This window comes from Gymnodinialimonas sp. JB5-7 (assembly GCF_055693405.1).
Genome location: NZ_JBVFUX010000012.1, coordinates 1,708,356 through 1,724,485, shown reverse-complemented (window position 1 = coordinate 1,724,485; position 16,130 = coordinate 1,708,356). Strand labels below are relative to the sequence as shown.

Genomic DNA, 16,130 nt, shown 5'->3' with positions numbered 1-16,130 from the left:
GTTCAGGGCTTTCTTTCGAGTTTGGCAACCGAGGCGGCGATGCGGTCCATCGCTTCGCCCAAAACCTCCATGGAGGCGGCCGTTGAAATGCGGAAAAATGGGGACAGGTCGTAGGCGCTGCCCGGAACGGCCGCGATGCCCGCGTCCTTCAGGATGTGGGCGGTGACCTCGGCATCATCGCCAAGTGTGTCGCCATCCATGCGTCTGCGCCCCGATCAGGTCCGCGCATCCGATCAGGCCGTAGAAGGCACCGCCGGGCGGGTCGAGCGTCAGGCCATCGATCCGCGCCACCCGCTGCACGACAAGATCGCGACGTGCCTCAAAGGCACAGCAGAACGCGCGTACGTCACCTTGCGGGCCATTCAGCGCGGCGGCTGCCGCGGCCTGCGCAACCGAGCACGCGCCCGAGCAAATCTGGCTCTGCACCTTTGTCATGGCCGCGACCAATGGCTTGGGGCCCGCGCCATAGCCGATCCGCCATCCGGTCATCGCATAGGCCTTGGAGACGCCGTTGACCGTTAGCGTGCGGTGCTTCAGCGAAGGGTTTGCCGCCGCGAAAGACAGGAGCGTCCGGCCATCAAACAGGATGTGTTCATAAATCTCGTCTGACAGGATCAGGACGTCCGGGTGGCGTTCCAAGACTGCGCCGAGCGCACGCAGATCGTCGTCGGAGTAAACAGCCCCCGCCGGGTTCGACGGCAGGTTCAGCATGATCCAGCGCGTCTTGGGCGTGATCGCGGCCTCAAGCTGCTGCGGGGTCAGGCGAAAGCCATTCTCTGCCGGGCACTTCAGCGCCACCGCCTGACCGCCGAGGATCAGCACGATGTCCTTGTACTGCCCAAAGTACGGCGCGCACATCAGCACCTCATCGCCCGGCTCCAGCGTCGCCATCATCGCGTTGAACAAGACCTGCTTGGCGCCGTTGGAGACGATGACTTCATCCACCGCATAGCTCAGGGCGTTCTCCCGCTGCAGCTTGTCCACAGCGGCTTGGCGCATCTCTAGTGTGCCATTCGTCGGAGGATACCGTGTCTCGCCACGCAAGGCGGCTTGATGTGCGGCGTCCACGATATGGGCGGGCGTGTCGAAATCGGGCTCGCCCAGACCCAGATCAATGACATCTTCGCCCCGCGCCTTGGCTTCTTTCGCGGCCTGGCTGACCCAGGCAGAGGCCGAGGGTTTGACGGGATCGAGGCGGGAGGACGCGTATTTCATCAGATAACTGCCTTCTCGATGATCTTCCGACCCGCGGGGATGCGGTCAAAATGGAACTGTGACATGTCCAACGTCTTGTGACGCGCCATGCACCATGATCTCGGCTGTGCCGCGTCCCATGGCGGGGGATTGCTGCAATCCGTGCCCGGAGAACCCGTTAAGGAAGTAGAAGTTTTCCACTTCCGTATGCGGCCCCATGATCGCGTTGTGATCGAAGGTGTTCATCGAGTAATGCCCCGCCCATTCGGACTGCACTTTGATCGCCTCGAATTGCGGAATGCGGGTCGCAAGAATGGGCCAGACATGGCTTTCCCAGATGCCGTGATCCATGTGGAAATCATCGTAGTCCACGGCAGGGTCGATGTCCGAATGCCCGCCACATTGGTACGTGCCGCCACCGTTTTCGCGCACGTGCACGCCGGAAGGGTCAATCGTCAGCGGCAGGTCGCGGTCCAGCGGTTCCGCCGCCGAGAAGATCCACGAATAGCGCTTGCGCGGCTCCACCGGCACTTCGATCCCGGCCATTTGCGCCGTGCGTGCCGCGCGGGGGCCGGACGCGTTCAGAACCTGCCCGCAAGCGATCACTTCTCCGGACTTCAGAGTCACGCTTTCCACGCGGGTGCCCGCCGCGTTCCTGGTGATCTCGATCACCTCGTTCTCGATGTATTCCACTCCGCGTTCCCGTGCCGACTTGCGCCACCAGTCGAACACCGCTGTCGCATCCCAGAGCCCTTCATCGACCAGGTTGATCGAGCCCAGAACAATGTCGTCGACGTTGTAGAACGGATAGGCCGCCTTGATCTGATCGGGCGTCATCAATTGCGTCGCGGCACCGGCGGCCAGCTGCACCTGATGGCTTTCGCGCAGCACGTCCGCAAACGCCTCGGTATCGGCCAGATACATGTAGCCGAACGACCGGATCGACAGCTCTGGTACGCGGTCGTCGTTGCCCATGTAGCGCGGCAGGTTCTTGACGAAATCCGCCGCGAATTGGCTGATCCGCACGTTCAACTCGCCCGAGAACTGCTGCCGCATGCACGAGTTGGTGTGCATGGTCGAGGTGTTCTCGTAGCTCAGATCGCGGTCCACGACCAAGACCTTGCCGTCGAAATCCTTGTCATCCGATAGAAACCATGCGGCGGACGCACCCATAATCGCCCCGCCAATGATCACGACGTCATACCGGTTATGTTGGGGAGGCTGGTTCGCCATCGTGAGACTCCTTCGTCGTTCCCTTTCTAAATACCTTCGGGATTAGCGATCCCTTCACTAGATTTGATCTTTTGTGACAGTAGATTTACTACTGTCACATGGCACACCTTCCCCCTTTGAATGGCCTGCGCGCCTTTGACGCCGCTGGTCGTCACCTGAATTTCCGCATGGCGGCGGACGAGCTTGGCGTGACCCAAGGCGCGGTGGCCCAACAGGTGCGAAACCTCGAGACCTACCTAGGCATTTCGCTGTTTGACCGTCATTCAAAGGGCTTGGTGTTCACATCCAACGGACGCACTTATCACTCGGAAGTGGCGGAGGCGTTTGGAAAGCTGACAGCCGCATCCGAGCGTATTCAGCCGCTTTCTGGGAAGGTCCTGATCAGTGTGACGCCAAGTTTTGCCTCCAAATGGCTGATCCCCAACCTTCCCAGTTTCTCTGCTCAGCACCCGGAAATTGACCTCGAAATTCTGGCCACTGAAAGGGTCAACAGCTTCCACAGCGATGGGATCCATCTGGCGATCCGGCAAGGGCAGCCGCCCTTTGGGGCATCGCTGGACGCGACCTTGCTGTTCAAACAAGAGATTGTGGCCGTCGCCTCACCCAGTTTGATCGGAGCCCGTGTGGTCCCCATCGCACCTTCTGAATTGCCGCGTTTGCCAAAAATCCACGATTCCCACAATCTCTGGCCCAAGTACTTGGCGAGCCTTGGGCTCAAAGATGCGGGTGGACATGGGCTGCAACTGAGCCAATCAGCGCTCGCGATTGATGCCGCCAAAGCTGGACAGGGCGTCGCCCTGGTTAGCCGTTTTCTGGTTGAGCGCGAACTTGCTTCCGGGGACCTCCTTGAGGTTGGCACCCCGATCGATATCGCCAGTCAGGACTTTTATCTTCTTACCCCAAGATCCGCAAAACCCGCGTCTAATCTTCAAGTAGTGGTCGCGTGGTTGATCACTCAATCAAGTCGTACCACAAGGAAAGCCGTGCGGTCTTGATCGTCGCTGTAGACGTGTCGCGGTTTGACGCCTCTCCTTTGGCACCACTTATTGCGGCAAAGGAGATAGACTGTGGGACCGAAAAGTACGGACGAGCTGAGCTCCGTCGCGCAAATCAGTTGGCCCGACCGACGCGCATCGCTTGCGCGACAACCTGGGTTCGAGCGGAAATCTGTCTCTGGCTACTGGACTTTTGACCTAGACCCGGCCCGCCACACGCGACTGGTACTGATCAAGCCCGTCGATCAGCGCTGCGCCTGATGGGGTGCCATGCCGTCTGCAGAACTCCTGCCAAACGGACGCAAAAGGCAGGTCCTTGGCCTCTTCCGTCAGCATCAAGCGTGTCGTGTGATCCAGCCGGGTCTCAGCCCCCTTTAGACGGTCCTTGGGCAACAGAAGGGCCCGCAACAGGGCCTTTTGCATGTTGCGCGTGCCGATCACCCACGCGGCGGTGCGGCTGATTGTGGCATCGAAGAAATCCAGGCCAATGCGGGTGCGGTCAAGCAGGTCGGCAAAGACCAATTCCTGCGCCATCGACAGGATGTCGTCGTTCAGAAGGATCACATGGTCGCTGTCCCATCGCATGGGGCGCGAGACATGCAGCAGGATCTCGGGCACACGACAGCGCGACGGAACTCAGCTTGTCCGATACGCTTTCGGTCGGGTGGAAATGGCCCATGTCCAGGCAAAGGAGCGTTTCCTTGCGGATCGCGTAGCCAAGGTAGAATTCATGACTGCCGACTGTGCAGGCCTCCACCCCGATGCCGAAGAGTTTGCTTTCCACGGCGTCGCGCAGATGCGCGGGATCGTGGGGCTCGGACAGCATGTTGTCCAACGACGCCTCTAGCCGTGCGCGCGCTGCCATGCGGTCGACAGGGTTGTCCTTATAGCCATCGGGCACCCAGATGTTGTTGACACAGGCGCTGCCCAACTCCGCGCCGAAGCGGGCCGCAATCTCACGCGAGCGCCGACCATGTTCGATCCAGAACGCCCGGATGCCGGGATCTGGATGGCTGAGGGTCAGATTATCGTCGGCCTTTTCATGGGCGAAGAAGGTCGGATTGAAATCGAGGCCGATGCCCTGCGCCTTCGCCCAATCCACCCATGGGGCGAAATGGTCGTACTCGATCTCGTCACGATCCGGATTTGCATCGCTGTCGAGGTACATGGCGTGCAGGTTCAGCCGGTGGGAGCCGGGAATCTGGCTAAAGGCGAAGTCCAGATCGGCCCGAAGCTCATCAGGGGTGCGGGCGCGGCCGGGATGGTTGCCGGTGGCTTGAATACCGCCGCCCGACGCGCCGGAACGCGTCTCGAACCCGACCACATCATCTCCCTGCCAGCAATGCATGGAGATCGGGATGGTGGCGAGCCGCGCCATGGCCGCCTCGGCATCAACACCCCAGTCCGCGAACTGCGCCCTCGCGCTTTCATAGCTCATGACAATCCCCTACCGCGTGAAGGCCTGGGCATTGCCCGCATCGACGTTGATGATGTTTCCGGTGGATTTCGCCGACGTATCGGCGGCGAAGAAATAGGCGGCTTCGGCAATGTCCTGCGGCAGGACGGAGCGTTTGAGCATCGAGCGTTCGCGGTACATCTCTTCCAACCCCGCTTTATCGGTGCCGTAGGTCGAGGCGCGTTGATCCAGCCACTCGCCCTGCCAGATTTTGGAGCCTTGCAGCACGGCATCTGGGTTGACGACATTGACGCGGATGCCGGCCCCCGCTCCTTCCAGCGCAAGGCACCGGGCAAGGTGCAACTCGCTGGCCTTGGCCGTGCAATAGGCGGCGGCATTCGGGCTGGCCGCCAAAGCATTCTTCGACCCGATGAACACGACCGTGCCGCCCATGCGTTGCGCGCGGAACAGTTTGAACGCCTCGCGACTAACAAGGAAATAGCCAGTGCTGAGGATATCCATGTTCTTTTGCCAAAGCGCGAGCGACGTCTCCTCAATCGGAGATGAAGACGCGATCCCGGCGTTGGAGACAAGAATATCCGCGCCACCATATTCGACGGCGGCATCCTCCATGGCGCGGGAGACCTGGGCTTCCTCGGTGACGTTCATCACAACCTGACGGACGACATCGTTTGAGAACCGATTGCCCAGGGCTTCGGTTGTCTTGGCGAGCGCGTCGGCGTCAATATCCGCGAGGACCACACAGGCGCCTTCGGACAGGTAGCGTTCCGCCGTGGCCGAGCCGATCCCACCCGCCGCGCCGGTGACAAGCGCCACGCGACCGGCCAGCGATTTCGGCTTGGGCATGCGTTGCAGCTTGGCCTCTTCCAGCAGCCAGTATTCGATATCGAAGGCCTCCTGCTCGGGCAGGCCCTGATATTCCGACACGGCGGAGGCGCCGCGCATCACGTTGATGGCGTTGACGTAGAATTCGCCTGAGATGCGGGCCGTGGCCTTGTCCTTGGCGAAGGTGATCATGCCGACGCCCGGCACCAGATAGACAACCGCATTCGGGTCGCGCATGGCGGGGCTGTCGGGCCGTTTGCAGCGGTCGTAATAGGCGGCGTAGTCGTCGCGGTAGGCAGCGACCTGGGCCTGGAGCCCAGCAAGGACGGCGTCGACATCTGGCGCGGCGGGATCAAACTCCACCACCAAAGGGCAGATCTTTGTGCGCAGGAAGTGGTCCGGGCACGAGGTGCCGAGGGCCGCCAAAGGCTTGAGGTTCGCGGAATTCACGAATTCCAGAACGGCCGTGCTGTCGTCGAAATGGCCCACCATGTGCTGCCGGCCCGAAACCATGCCGCGGATCGCCGGCATCAGGCGCGCGGCAATACTGCGCCGGTCGCTGGCGGGCAGGCTTTCATGGACTGGGCCGCCAAAGGCTGGGGTGTCGGCCGTCTTGGCCTCGAACCAATCCATCGCCTTCTGGATCACATCCAGCGTTAGTTCGTAACACGCGCGCGCGTCGTCGTCCCAAGTGAACAGGCCATGGCTTTCCAGCACGACGCCCTTCGCATCGGGATTGTCCTGGCAGAACTTCTCAAGCCATAGGCCGAGTTCGTAGCCTGGCCGCTTCCAGGGCAGCCAGCCAATTTCATCCCCAAAAATCTCGGCTGTCAGCGCCTTGGAATCCTGCGCCGCCGCAATCGCGATGATCGCGTCGGGATGCATGTGATCGACATGTTTGCGCGGCACATAAGCGTGCAGGGGCGTGTCGATGGAGGCCGCGCGCGGGTTCAGGTTGAAGGTGCAGTGGTGCAGAAGGCCCACCATCTCATCCTCGAACTCCACACCACGGTAAATGCCTTTAAGGGCACGCAGCTTATCCATGTAGAGCGTGGCAAACCCATCCATCTTGATGGAGCCGACATCGCCGCCCGAACCCTTGACCCAAAGGACCTCGACCGGGTCGCCGGTGAGGGGCTCGTTTTCCATCACCTTGGCCGAGGTGTTGCCGCCGCCGTAATTGGTGATCCGCTTGTCCGACCCCAACAGATTGGACCGATACAGAAGCTTCTCCGACTCAGACATATCCGCCGCAACACTTGCGTCCCACTTGTTCAAAAGGCGCTTTCTTTCAACGGTTTCCAGCATGGGACCTCCCCGGTCGAGCGCGGTGCGCCCTGCATCAATTCCTCCCTAGGTTGCGAATGACATGGCGGAAAGTCAATCATAAACGATCATTTATGATCATGCTGCGCCGCAGAATGATTGGTTATGACATTTATTGATTGACAGATGATGAAAACACAATCCACGATTGAACAGGCCTGGGAGGATTCGATGCACGAGAAAGAACGCCATAACGTGATACTCAGCGCCGTTCAGGAGCGCCCCGTTATCACCGTTGCCGACATATGCGCGCTGACCGGCGCGTCGGAAGCAACAGTGCGTCGTGACATCAACACCCTTCACATGGAAAAGCGCCTGCGCCGCGTTCGGGGCGGGGCCGAGGCGATCACCCCGCCGCAATTCGTAGGCCTTGCGGGCCGCACCTTTGCCGTCAATGAAACCATGCGCAGCGCTGAAAAGCAGGCCATTGCACGTGCGGCCGTGGAGCTGTGCGATGACGGCGACGCGATCATCATCAACGGCGGGACAACGACCTTTCAGATGGTCCACCCGCTGGCCATGCGCCGGATGCAGGTTTTCACCAACTCTTTCCCGATTGCCGAGCATCTGCTGAAGCATTCGAAGAACACGATCATGCTGTCGGGCGGTGCGATTTACCGCGAGCAGAACATCATTCTGTCGCCGTTCGACAATGATGTGACCCGCAACTTTGCCGCCAAACGCATGTTCATGGGCGCGCAGGGCCTTGGGCCGCTTGGTCTGATGGAGGCGGACCCTCTGCTGATCCAGGCCGAACAAAAGCTGATCGGGCAAGCCGATGAGCTTGTGGTGCTGGTCGACAGCTCGAAATTCGAGCAACGCTCAAGCCTTGTTCTGTGTCCGCTTGAGCGGATCGATGTCGTGATCACCGACGACGGCATTTCCGACCGCGCAGCGACCATGCTGGAAGCGGCAGATATTAAACTGGTCGTGGCCACACCACATGCCGCGACCCAGACAGGGTCGGGCTGAGATGCCCGGAAAAGCTCATTCTCAGGGAGGAACTATCATGAGTATCACACGCAGAATTTTCGGGGGTACGGCGCTGGCCGCGATGATGCTGGCAGGCGGCGCAGCCCATGCCGACGATCCTGTGCGCATCGCGCTGGTCGTGAAGGCGCTTGGGATCGGCTTTTTCGAGGCCGCCAATGACGGCGCGATGGAAGCCGCGGAAGAGCTCGGCAATGTCGAGATCATCTATACCGGCCCGACGTCAACCACCGCCGAGGGGCAGATCGAGGTGATCAACTCGTTGATCGCACAGGGCGTCGATGCCATCGCCGTTTCGGCCAACGACCCTGACGCATTGGTTCCGGTTCTGGAGCGCGCAATGCAGCGCGGGATCGCCGTGATCTCGTTTGACAGCGGTGTCGCGGAAGCCGGGCGGATGTTGCACCTTGCGCCATCGTCGGACGCGCTGATCGGGCGCACGATCATCCAGCTTGCGGCAGATCACCTGCCCGATGGCGGGCAGGTCGCGCTTCTGTCGGCCACTGCAACCTCGACCAACCAAAATACCTGGATCGCCGAGATGAACGCCGTGATGGGCGACTATCCGGGCATCGAGGTGGTGGCGACCGTCTATGGCGATGACCTTGCCGACCGGTCCTATCGTGAGGCCGTGGGCCTGATGCAGACCTATCCCGACCTCGATGCGATCATCGCGCCGACATCGGTGGGCATCGTGGCCGCCGCGCAGGCTGTGGTCGATCAGGATATGGTCGGTCAGGTGAACGTGACAGGCCTTGGCCTGCCGTCCGAGATGGCGGGCGCCATCGAGTCCGGTGCGTCGCAGTCCTTCGCGATCTGGAACCCGATTGATCTGGGCTATGCCGCGACCATGCTGGCCTATGAGTTGTCGGCAAACGGGGCCGAAGCTGCGCCTGGCGCTGTCATCCCGATGGGCCGCATGGGCGAGTTGGAGTTGGACGACACCACAACGGGCGCCATGGCCCTGCCGTTCACTTATGACGCCTCAAACATCGAGCAGTTCCGCGAGATCTTCTGATCAACGCGGCTCTCCTGCCCGGTCCGCGCGCCTTGCGGGCCGGGCGCCCCCAGCGTTCGGACGGACATGATGCAACAGCTCGCCCCCAAAGCGGACGCGGCGCACGAGATCCCCGTGCTGCGACTGTCCGACGTGACAAAGACATTTCCCGGCGTGCACGCGCTCAGCGGCGTGTCGCTGGAGCTTTACCCCGGCCAGGTCACCGCATTGATCGGGGAGAACGGCGCGGGCAAATCCACAATCGTCAAGGTTCTGACCGGCATCTACCGTGCCGACGAAGGCAGGATCGAGGTTGATGGCACCCCCGTTCATTTCGCCACGGCCGACGACGCCACTGCGGCAGGTATCACGGCAATCCATCAGGAAACTGTTCTGTTCGATGAGCTATCGGTCGCGGAAAACATCTTCATCGGCCATGCCCCGCGCGGGCGTTTCGGCCTGATCGACAAAGGCGCGATGAACCGCCGTGCCGCTGAAATCCTCGACAGGATCGACGCGAACCTGGACCCGACGACTCCGCTCAAAGACCTTGGCATTGCCAACAAGCACCTTGTGGCCATCGCGCGGGCCCTGTCCGTCGATGCTCGTGTTGTCGTGATGGATGAACCCACAGCCGCCCTGTCGCAGAAGGAAATTGAAGAGCTTTACGATCTGGTCGACCGCCTGAAGGCGGAAGGGCGCGCGATCCTCTTCATCTCGCACAAATTCGATGAGATCTTCCGCATCGCCGACCGCTACGCCGTCTTTCGCGACGGCGAACATGTGGGCGCTGGCCTGATGGCGGATGTGACCGAGGGCGACCTTGTGCAGCTTATGGTCGGCCGGGCCGTCGATCAGATCTTTCCGGACCGTGAGCACCAAGCCGGCGACGAGGTCCTGCGCATCACGGGCTTCGCCCATCCCACGGAATTCGACGGCATCGATCTGTCGCTGCGGGCCGGCGAAATCCTGGGCTTTTACGGTCTGGTCGGTGCAGGCCGGTCGGAGTTGATGCAGGCCATTTTCGGCATCACCCGGCCTTCGGCTGGAACCCTCACGATTGACGGCGAGACCCGTACCATCCGGTCCCCCGCGGACGCGATTGCAAACGGCATCGTCTACGTACCCGAGGATCGCGGTCAGCAAGGCGCGATCCTGGGCCTGCCGATCTTCCAGAACGTGACCTTGCCCTCCCTCGGCCAGACCTCGCGCAGTGGCTTTTTGAAGCTGGCCCGCGAATTCGACCTTGCGCGCGGCTATACCGAACGGCTCGACCTGCGCGCGGCTGCCTTGGATCAGGATGTGGGCAACCTTTCAGGGGGCAACCAGCAGAAGGTTGTCATCGCCAAGTGGCTGGCCACGAAGCCCAAGGTCATCATCCTGGACGAACCAACCAAAGGCATCGACATCGGCTCCAAAGCGGCTGTTCACGCCTTCATGGCCGAGCTCGCCGCTGAAGGGCTGGCCGTGATCATGGTGAGCTCGGAAATCCCCGAAATCCTCGGCATGTCCGACCGTGTGGTGGTGATGCGGGAGGGGCTGATTGCGGCTGAGTTGGCGGGCGAAGACCTGACCCCGGAAACCCTTGTCCGCCATGCCGCCGGAATAGGAGAGGCCCCATGACCCGCCTTCTGAAATCGCGCGAGGCACTATTGGTGGGCGTAATCGTGGCACTTCTGGCGCTGATCGCCAGCCGCTTCCCGGCCTTTATCCAACCCGGCAATCTGGTTGATGTGCTGACCGACACTTCACCCCTGATCATCCTTGCCCTTGGGCAGGCGGTGGTGATCCTGACGCGCTGCATCGACCTGTCGGTCGCCTCCAACCTCGCGCTGACGGGGATGGTCTGCGCGATGCTGAACGTGGCTTTTCCAGGCCTGCCGATCCCGGTGATCCTTGTGGTCGCGCTGGCGCTGGGTGCCGTTCTTGGGGCGTTCAATGGCATTCTGGTCTGGAAGCTCTCCATCCCGCCCATTGTCGTCACACTTGGCACGCTGACGATCTATCGTGGCATCATTTTCGTGATATCCGATGGCCAATGGGTCAATGCCCATGAGATGAGCGCCGCGTTCACTGGCTTCCCCCGAACCGATATCCTCGGCCTGCCCGTACTTGCCTGGATTGCCATTCTGACAACCGTGGCCCTGCTGGTCATGGTGGCACGCACGCCCCTTGGCCGCGCGTTCTACGCCGTGGGCGGCAATCCGAATGCGGCGGTTTACACCGGGCTCAATGTCGGGCGGACGCAATTCTGGGCATTCGTGTTGTCCGGCACACTCTCGGGTCTGTGCGGCTATCTTTGGGTGGCGCGCTACTCCGTGGCCTATGTCGATATCGCGCGCGGGTTCGAGTTGGAGGTTGTCGCGGCCTGCGTGATTGGCGGCATCGCCATTGCAGGCGGGGCAGGCACGATCATGGGCGCGGTCCTTGGGGCGCTGTTTCTGGGCATCATAAAGAACGCGCTGCCTGTCGTGGGCATCTCCCCCTTCTGGCAACTGGCCATCTCGGGCGCGGCCATCGTGATCGCGGTTGCGTTCAACGCCCGAGCGGGGCGCAGGCAAGGCCGCATCATCCTCAAACGCGCCGAGCAGGAGGCCCAAGCATGAGCGACATGACCCCGTCAGGCGCATCGATCCCCGACACGACACGCAATATTCCCGACCGTCTGCAAAGCCCGGCGCTCAAGGCCTTCAAATCTTGGGAAACGCTGTTGCTGGCTGTCGCCATCGCGATCTTCATCACCAACAGCTTCCTGTCGCCCTACTTCCTCAACGCCTGGAACCTCAGCGACGCGACCTTCAACTTCACCGAGAAGGCGATGATCGCCTTTGCCATGGCGCTGCTGATCATTGCAGGCGAGATCGACCTGTCCGTCGCCTCGATCATTGCACTGGCCTCCACGGCCATGGGGTATGCGTTGCAATTTGATGTGGGCACCTGGGGGTTGGTGGTGATCGGGCTGGCAACAGGGCTGGCTTGCGGTGCGTTCAACGGCTTGCTTGTAACAGGCCTTGGACTGCCTTCCATCGTCGTGACCATCGGTACGATGAGCCTGTTTCGCGGCATCTCGTACATCGTGCTCGGTGATCAGGGGTTCCGGGGCTATCCCAACGATTTCAGCTTCTTTGGGCAAGGCTATGTCTATTGGGTGATTTCCTTCGAATTCGTCCTCTTCGCGGGGCTCGCCCTTGTTTACTACGTGCTGTTGCATCGCACGAATTTCGGGCGCGCGGTGTATGCCATTGGCAACAATCCTACCGGTGCGCTGTTCTCAGGCATCAAGGTGGCCCGGGTGAAGTTCATCCTGTTCCTGCTGACGGGCCTGATGGCGGGTGTGGCTGCGGTCTGTCTGACATCGCGGCTCGGCTCGACACGGCCCACGATTGCACTGGGGTGGGAGCTTGAAGTTGTCACCATGGTCGTTCTGGGTGGTGTCAATATTCTGGGCGGGTCCGGGTCCATCCCCGGCGTGGTGATTGCGGCTTTCGTCATGGGACTTGTGACCTTCGGGCTTGGGCTGCTGAACGTGCCGGGGATCGTCATGTCGATCTTCATCGGCTGCCTGTTGATCGGCGTCATCGCCCTGCCCCGGCTCTGGGCCATGTGGCGCCCATGACGGAGCGGAAAATGGAAAAATACGCGTTCAAGATGCAGCTGAACCCCGGCTGCCTCGAAGACTATCGCAAGCGCCATGATGAGATCTGGCCCGAGCTTGTGACGCTTTTGCACGAGGCCGGGGTAAGCGATTATTCCATACATCTTGATCCCGAGACCAACATCCTGTTCGGCGTGCTTTGTCGATCTGAGGATCACGGCATGGACGCCCTGCCCGACCATCCCGTGATGCAACGCTGGTGGGCACATATGGCTGACATCATGCAAACACACCCCGATAACGCGCCTGTGGCCACGCCGCTGGTGCCGGTGTTTCACCTGCCATGACCCATGTCGCCGTGATCGACATCGGCAAGACCAATGCCAAGCTGGCCCTGGTGGATCGCGAAACGCTGGTCGAGATCGCCGTTGTGACCCGGCCCAATATTGTGCGGCCCGGCCCTCCCTGGCCGCATTTCGATCTCGCGGGGCACTGGGATTTTCTGAAGACATCTCTGGCGCGATTCCATCGGGCGCACGGGGTCGACGCAATTTCGATCACGGCCCATGGCGCATCCATCGTTCTGTTGGGCGCGGACGGTGGGTTGGCCGCCCCCATGCTGGATTATGAACATCCCGGCCCCGACGATGCCGCAGATACCTATGCCGCCGTCCGGCCCGACTTTGTCGCGACTGGCTCGCCCAAACTGGCAGGCGGATTGAATGTGGGCGCGCAACTGCATTGGATGTTCGCGCAAGACCCTGATCTTCGGGACAGGACCGCACAGATTGTGACCTACCCACAATATTGGGCCTATCTGCTGACGGGTGTGACTGCGACGGATGTGACCTCATTGGGGTGTCACACGGACCTGTGGCTTCCGCATGAGGGGCGGTTTTCGGACCTGACCCGCACCCTGGGCATCGCCGACAAGCTTGCGCCGGTTCACGCGCCTGCTGACACCCTCGGCCATTTGACCCCAGCGGTTGCGCAGGAAACAGGCATGCCGGTGACAACGCCCGTCACGTGTGGGATCCACGATTCCAACGCCTCGCTGCTGCCACATCTGCTGTCGCGCACCGCGCCGTTTTCTGTCGTCTCCACCGGCACCTGGATCATTACGATGACCATCGGCGGCGCGCCCGTGGCTTTGGACGCCGATCGTGACACGTTGATGAACGTGTCCGCCAACGGCGATCCCGTCCCCTCGGCCCGGTTCATGGGCGGGCGGGAGTTCGAGAGTATCTGCCCGAACCCGGCAGCAGATCAGACTGACACCGCCCTCAACACAGTCCTGACCGAGCAGATTATGCTGCACCCCGCCTTCGCGCCGGATACCGGGCCGTTCAAGGGGCAGTTGGGTGGATGGGTGGGTGGCACGCAGCCCGTGGATGAAAATGTGATCCAGATTGCGGCGTCGTTCTACTGCGCCATGGTCACGTCCGTCTGCCTCGACCTGACGGGGCATCGGGGTGACATCGTTCTGGAGGGTCCGTTTTCCGCGAACAGGGCCTATGCGACGATGCTCGCGGCGGCGACCGGGTCACCGGCCGTTGCTGTCGCGGGGCGCACCGGAACAAGTGTGGGTGCCGCGCTGCTTGTGGATGGACCGACTTATGAGCAGCCAGCGCACGATCCTATCGTGCCTGCGCGCGTTCCCGACGCTCTGGCAGACTATGCGGCCCGCTGGCGGGACCGGGTAGGTCAACCCGTCAACAGGCGCGCTAAGTAAGCCCCAGAATATCCCGCGCCTGGGCAGGGGTTGCGACGGGGCGATCATGGGCGGCGCAGAGTTCAGCAGTACGGGCCACCAGCGCGGCGTTCGACGGCGCCAAGGTCGCGCGATCAAGGCGGACATTATCCTCCAACCCCGTGCGCGCATGGCCGCCTGCCGCGATGGACCATTCATTCAGCTTGATCTGATTGGCGCCGATACCCGCCGCACACCACGGCGCATCCTCTCCGAACAGCCGATGAACCGTTTCCACGTAGAAATCGAAGACCGCGCGATCCGCAGGCATGGCATTTTTCACGCCCATCACGAATTGAACATATGGCGTGCCCGCAAGCTGGCCCTTTTCGGCCATCTCTTTCGCCTTCAGGATATGGCTCAGGTCAAAGGCCTCAATCTCGGGCTTCACCTGATGTTTGATCATTTCGGCGGCAAGCCAATCCACCAGATCCGGCGGGTTTTCGTAGACGCGCGTGGGAAAGTTGTTCGATCCCACGGAAAGGGAGGCCATGTCGGGTCTGAGCGGCAGCATGCCGCCGCGTTCGCGCCCCGCACCCGACCGACCACCGGTTGAGAACTGGATGATCATGCCAGGGCAGTGCCGTTCCAACCCCTCCTTCAGGGCCGCAAATTTGACGGGATCGCTGGACGGCGTCTGATCGTCATTGCGCACATGGGCATGGCAGATCGTGGCGCCGGCCTCAAACGCCTCATGCGCGCTTTCGATTTGCTCGGCCACGGTGATCGGAACCGCCGGGTTATCCTCCTTCCGGGGCAGCGACCCGGTGATAGCCACGCAAATGATGCAAGGGTTGGTCATGGTGGATGCGCCCGTTTGAGGTCGTGGATCGAATGTTGGGACTGGCCCTTTTCATGGCCCGTTTATCTTCCAACAGGCGGCCTTTGGCCATGCGAATTTCAATCCCGCCCACCGCGAAAGATGCGGGAATCCCCGATGATGTCTTCCAGGGCGCGCAGGCGGTCTGTGCTGCCACACGCCGCCTGGATGGCTGCGACCATGGCTTCCAGCAGGAAGTTGATCGCCAGCGTCGAGTCCCAGCTAGATGGCACTTCGACCATCGTGCGAAAGCAATGCGCCGCGTTGCGCTCAATGGGTGAGCCCCATTGATCCGTGAACAACACAACCGTTCCCCCTGCGCCGCGACCTGTGCGGCAAGGCGGTCAAGCTCCTTCTCGTAGCGGCGGATATCGAACACGACCAGAACCGACTGCGCGTCCATATCCAGAAGCGCCTGCGGCCAGACACTGGGCGAGGAATCCATCAACGTCACACCGGGACGGATGATCTGCAGATGGTTGAAGAAATAATGTGCGTTCGAGCGTGAGATGCGCCCGCCCAGCACGGACACCCTCCGGTTCACGTCCGACAGCAGGCGCACGACCTGATCAAACTCCTCCGTATCAAGGCGATCGATGGTTGCATTGATGTTCTTTGACATGGCGCGGGCGAACCGGCTGACGATGTGATCCTTCCGCTCGGACCCCAGTTCCGGGTCCAGCTTCGCCAACGGCTCCTTCATCCGGGCCGCGATTTCCTCGCGGATCGCGTCCTGGAAATCAGGAAGCCGCCAAAGCCCAGCTTGCGGGCAAGGCGCACAACGGTGGGCGTCGACACGTCCGCATTCTCCGCCAGCCGGGTGATGGATTGCAGACCAACCACCAGGGAATCGTCCAGCAAAAGCGCGGTCAGCCGCCGCTCGGACGCCGTCAGATCAGCTTGCCGTTCGCGGATCAGATCCCGGATCAGGGGCGCTTCTGGGGCAGATGATGAAATCTTATTCACTCCGGTATCGCTTGAACAATTC

Annotated in this window: 16 protein-coding genes and 1 pseudogene; 8 read left to right on the top strand and 9 right to left on the bottom strand. The window is 61.4% G+C overall.

Annotated features, from left to right (window positions below; all coding sequences use genetic code 11):
• Positions 1 to 2: 2 nt before the first annotated feature.
• From ACZ1HK_RS17155 to ACZ1HK_RS17145, 3 genes and pseudogenes are all read right to left on the bottom strand, one after another.
• A complete protein-coding gene (locus ACZ1HK_RS17155) occupies positions 3 to 200 on the bottom strand; it encodes a hypothetical protein (RefSeq protein ID WP_472629711.1) in 198 nt (65 codons plus the stop codon).
• A complete protein-coding gene (locus tag ACZ1HK_RS17150; RefSeq protein ID WP_472629710.1) occupies positions 175 to 1,215 on the bottom strand; it encodes a pyridoxal phosphate-dependent aminotransferase in 1,041 nt (346 codons plus the stop codon). The genes ACZ1HK_RS17155 and ACZ1HK_RS17150 overlap by 26 nt, the downstream gene beginning before the upstream one ends.
• A pseudogene (locus ACZ1HK_RS17145) lies at positions 1,215 to 2,427 on the bottom strand (NAD(P)/FAD-dependent oxidoreductase). The gene ACZ1HK_RS17150 and the pseudogene ACZ1HK_RS17145 overlap by 1 nt, the downstream one beginning before the upstream one ends.
• Positions 2,428 to 2,525: 98 nt before the next feature.
• On the opposite strand from ACZ1HK_RS17145, the gene ACZ1HK_RS17140 reads away from it, so the two are divergent.
• Positions 2,526 to 3,422, top strand: a complete 897-nt coding sequence (locus tag ACZ1HK_RS17140) for a LysR substrate-binding domain-containing protein (protein WP_472629709.1) — start codon at positions 2,526 to 2,528, stop codon at positions 3,420 to 3,422.
• A gap of 198 nt (positions 3,423 to 3,620) precedes the next feature.
• Here ACZ1HK_RS17140 and ACZ1HK_RS17135 read toward each other — a convergent pair whose 3' ends face one another.
• Genes ACZ1HK_RS17135 through ACZ1HK_RS17125 form a run of 3 tightly spaced genes read right to left on the bottom strand, consistent with a single transcriptional unit; the run spans position 3,621 to position 6,972 of the window.
• A complete protein-coding gene (locus ACZ1HK_RS17135) occupies positions 3,621 to 3,986 on the bottom strand; it encodes an L-rhamnose isomerase (RefSeq protein ID WP_472629708.1) in 366 nt (121 codons plus the stop codon).
• Positions 3,922 to 4,860, bottom strand: a complete 939-nt coding sequence (locus tag ACZ1HK_RS17130; protein ID WP_472629707.1) for an L-rhamnose isomerase — start codon at positions 4,858 to 4,860, stop codon at positions 3,922 to 3,924. Before ACZ1HK_RS17130 ends, ACZ1HK_RS17135 begins: the two co-directional genes overlap by 65 nt.
• A gap of 9 nt (positions 4,861 to 4,869) precedes the next feature.
• The gene (locus ACZ1HK_RS17125) at positions 4,870 to 6,972 is read right to left on the bottom strand and encodes a bifunctional rhamnulose-1-phosphate aldolase/short-chain dehydrogenase (protein WP_472629706.1); all 2,103 of its coding nucleotides are present in this window, start codon (positions 6,970 to 6,972) and stop codon (positions 4,870 to 4,872) included.
• A 189-nt stretch (positions 6,973 to 7,161) separates the two neighbouring features.
• On the opposite strand from ACZ1HK_RS17125, the gene ACZ1HK_RS17120 reads away from it, so the two are divergent.
• From ACZ1HK_RS17120 to ACZ1HK_RS17090, 7 genes are all read left to right on the top strand, one after another.
• On the top strand, positions 7,162 to 7,962 hold the full coding sequence (locus tag ACZ1HK_RS17120) for a DeoR/GlpR family DNA-binding transcription regulator (RefSeq protein ID WP_472629705.1): 801 nt from the start codon (positions 7,162 to 7,164) through the stop codon (positions 7,960 to 7,962).
• 37 nt (positions 7,963 to 7,999) lie between these two features.
• Positions 8,000 to 8,998 carry a rhamnose ABC transporter substrate-binding protein gene (gene rhaS, locus ACZ1HK_RS17115; RefSeq protein ID WP_472629704.1) on the top strand — a complete coding sequence of 333 codons (999 nt, stop codon included), beginning with the start codon at positions 8,000 to 8,002 and terminating at the stop codon, positions 8,996 to 8,998.
• A gap of 69 nt (positions 8,999 to 9,067) precedes the next feature.
• Complete coding sequence (locus ACZ1HK_RS17110) at positions 9,068 to 10,600, top strand: sugar ABC transporter ATP-binding protein (RefSeq protein WP_472629703.1); 1,533 nt, start codon at positions 9,068 to 9,070, stop codon at positions 10,598 to 10,600.
• Positions 10,597 to 11,583 carry an ABC transporter permease gene (locus tag ACZ1HK_RS17105; protein ID WP_472629702.1) on the top strand — a complete coding sequence of 329 codons (987 nt, stop codon included), beginning with the start codon at positions 10,597 to 10,599 and terminating at the stop codon, positions 11,581 to 11,583. The genes ACZ1HK_RS17110 and ACZ1HK_RS17105 overlap by 4 nt, the downstream gene beginning before the upstream one ends.
• On the top strand, positions 11,580 to 12,593 hold the full coding sequence (locus ACZ1HK_RS17100; RefSeq protein WP_472629701.1) for an ABC transporter permease: 1,014 nt from the start codon (positions 11,580 to 11,582) through the stop codon (positions 12,591 to 12,593). Before ACZ1HK_RS17105 ends, ACZ1HK_RS17100 begins: the two co-directional genes overlap by 4 nt.
• 11 nt (positions 12,594 to 12,604) lie before the next feature.
• A complete protein-coding gene (rhaM, locus tag ACZ1HK_RS17095; RefSeq protein ID WP_472629700.1) occupies positions 12,605 to 12,919 on the top strand; it encodes an L-rhamnose mutarotase in 315 nt (104 codons plus the stop codon).
• On the top strand, positions 12,916 to 14,304 hold the full coding sequence (locus ACZ1HK_RS17090; RefSeq protein WP_472629699.1) for an FGGY-family carbohydrate kinase: 1,389 nt from the start codon (positions 12,916 to 12,918) through the stop codon (positions 14,302 to 14,304). The genes rhaM and ACZ1HK_RS17090 overlap by 4 nt, the downstream gene beginning before the upstream one ends.
• On the opposite strand, the gene ACZ1HK_RS17085 is transcribed toward ACZ1HK_RS17090, so the two are convergent.
• The 3 genes from ACZ1HK_RS17085 to ACZ1HK_RS17075 are packed head-to-tail and all read right to left on the bottom strand — an operon-like array spanning position 14,297 to position 16,108.
• Positions 14,297 to 15,124, bottom strand: coding sequence for a 3-oxoadipate:acetyl-CoA acetyltransferase (locus tag ACZ1HK_RS17085; RefSeq protein ID WP_472629698.1), 828 nt, complete (start codon positions 15,122 to 15,124; stop codon positions 14,297 to 14,299). The genes ACZ1HK_RS17090 and ACZ1HK_RS17085 overlap by 8 nt on opposite strands.
• Positions 15,063 to 15,845, bottom strand: coding sequence for a MurR/RpiR family transcriptional regulator (locus ACZ1HK_RS17080; protein ID WP_472629697.1), 783 nt, complete (start codon positions 15,843 to 15,845; stop codon positions 15,063 to 15,065). The genes ACZ1HK_RS17085 and ACZ1HK_RS17080 overlap by 62 nt, the downstream gene beginning before the upstream one ends.
• Positions 15,842 to 16,108 (bottom strand): MurR/RpiR family transcriptional regulator, encoded by a 267-nt coding sequence (locus tag ACZ1HK_RS17075; RefSeq protein WP_472629696.1) that lies wholly within the window; start codon positions 16,106 to 16,108, stop codon positions 15,842 to 15,844. Before ACZ1HK_RS17075 ends, ACZ1HK_RS17080 begins: the two co-directional genes overlap by 4 nt.
• Positions 16,109 to 16,130 lie beyond the last annotated feature (22 nt).

What these genes read in the sequence shown, in the direction of transcription:
- ACZ1HK_RS17155 (WP_472629711.1), bottom strand. Translation starts at nt 200, where the DNA reads ATGGATGGCGACACACTTGGCGATGATGCCGAGGTCACCGCCCACATC.
- ACZ1HK_RS17150 (WP_472629710.1), bottom strand. Translation starts at nt 1,215, where the DNA reads ATGAAATACGCGTCCTCCCGCCTCGATCCCGTCAAACCCTCGGCCTCT.
- ACZ1HK_RS17140 (WP_472629709.1), top strand. Translation starts at nt 2,526, where the DNA reads ATGGCACACCTTCCCCCTTTGAATGGCCTGCGCGCCTTTGACGCCGCT.
- ACZ1HK_RS17130 (WP_472629707.1), bottom strand. Translation starts at nt 4,860, where the DNA reads ATGAGCTATGAAAGCGCGAGGGCGCAGTTCGCGGACTGGGGTGTTGAT.
- ACZ1HK_RS17125 (WP_472629706.1), bottom strand. Translation starts at nt 6,972, where the DNA reads ATGCTGGAAACCGTTGAAAGAAAGCGCCTTTTGAACAAGTGGGACGCA.
- ACZ1HK_RS17120 (WP_472629705.1), top strand. Translation starts at nt 7,162, where the DNA reads ATGCACGAGAAAGAACGCCATAACGTGATACTCAGCGCCGTTCAGGAG.
- rhaS (WP_472629704.1), top strand. Translation starts at nt 8,000, where the DNA reads ATGAGTATCACACGCAGAATTTTCGGGGGTACGGCGCTGGCCGCGATG.
- ACZ1HK_RS17110 (WP_472629703.1), top strand. Translation starts at nt 9,068, where the DNA reads ATGCAACAGCTCGCCCCCAAAGCGGACGCGGCGCACGAGATCCCCGTG.
- ACZ1HK_RS17105 (WP_472629702.1), top strand. Translation starts at nt 10,597, where the DNA reads ATGACCCGCCTTCTGAAATCGCGCGAGGCACTATTGGTGGGCGTAATC.
- ACZ1HK_RS17100 (WP_472629701.1), top strand. Translation starts at nt 11,580, where the DNA reads ATGAGCGACATGACCCCGTCAGGCGCATCGATCCCCGACACGACACGC.
- rhaM (WP_472629700.1), top strand. Translation starts at nt 12,605, where the DNA reads ATGGAAAAATACGCGTTCAAGATGCAGCTGAACCCCGGCTGCCTCGAA.
- ACZ1HK_RS17090 (WP_472629699.1), top strand. Translation starts at nt 12,916, where the DNA reads ATGACCCATGTCGCCGTGATCGACATCGGCAAGACCAATGCCAAGCTG.
- ACZ1HK_RS17085 (WP_472629698.1), bottom strand. Translation starts at nt 15,124, where the DNA reads ATGACCAACCCTTGCATCATTTGCGTGGCTATCACCGGGTCGCTGCCC.
- ACZ1HK_RS17080 (WP_472629697.1), bottom strand. Translation starts at nt 15,845, where the DNA reads ATGAAGGAGCCGTTGGCGAAGCTGGACCCGGAACTGGGGTCCGAGCGG.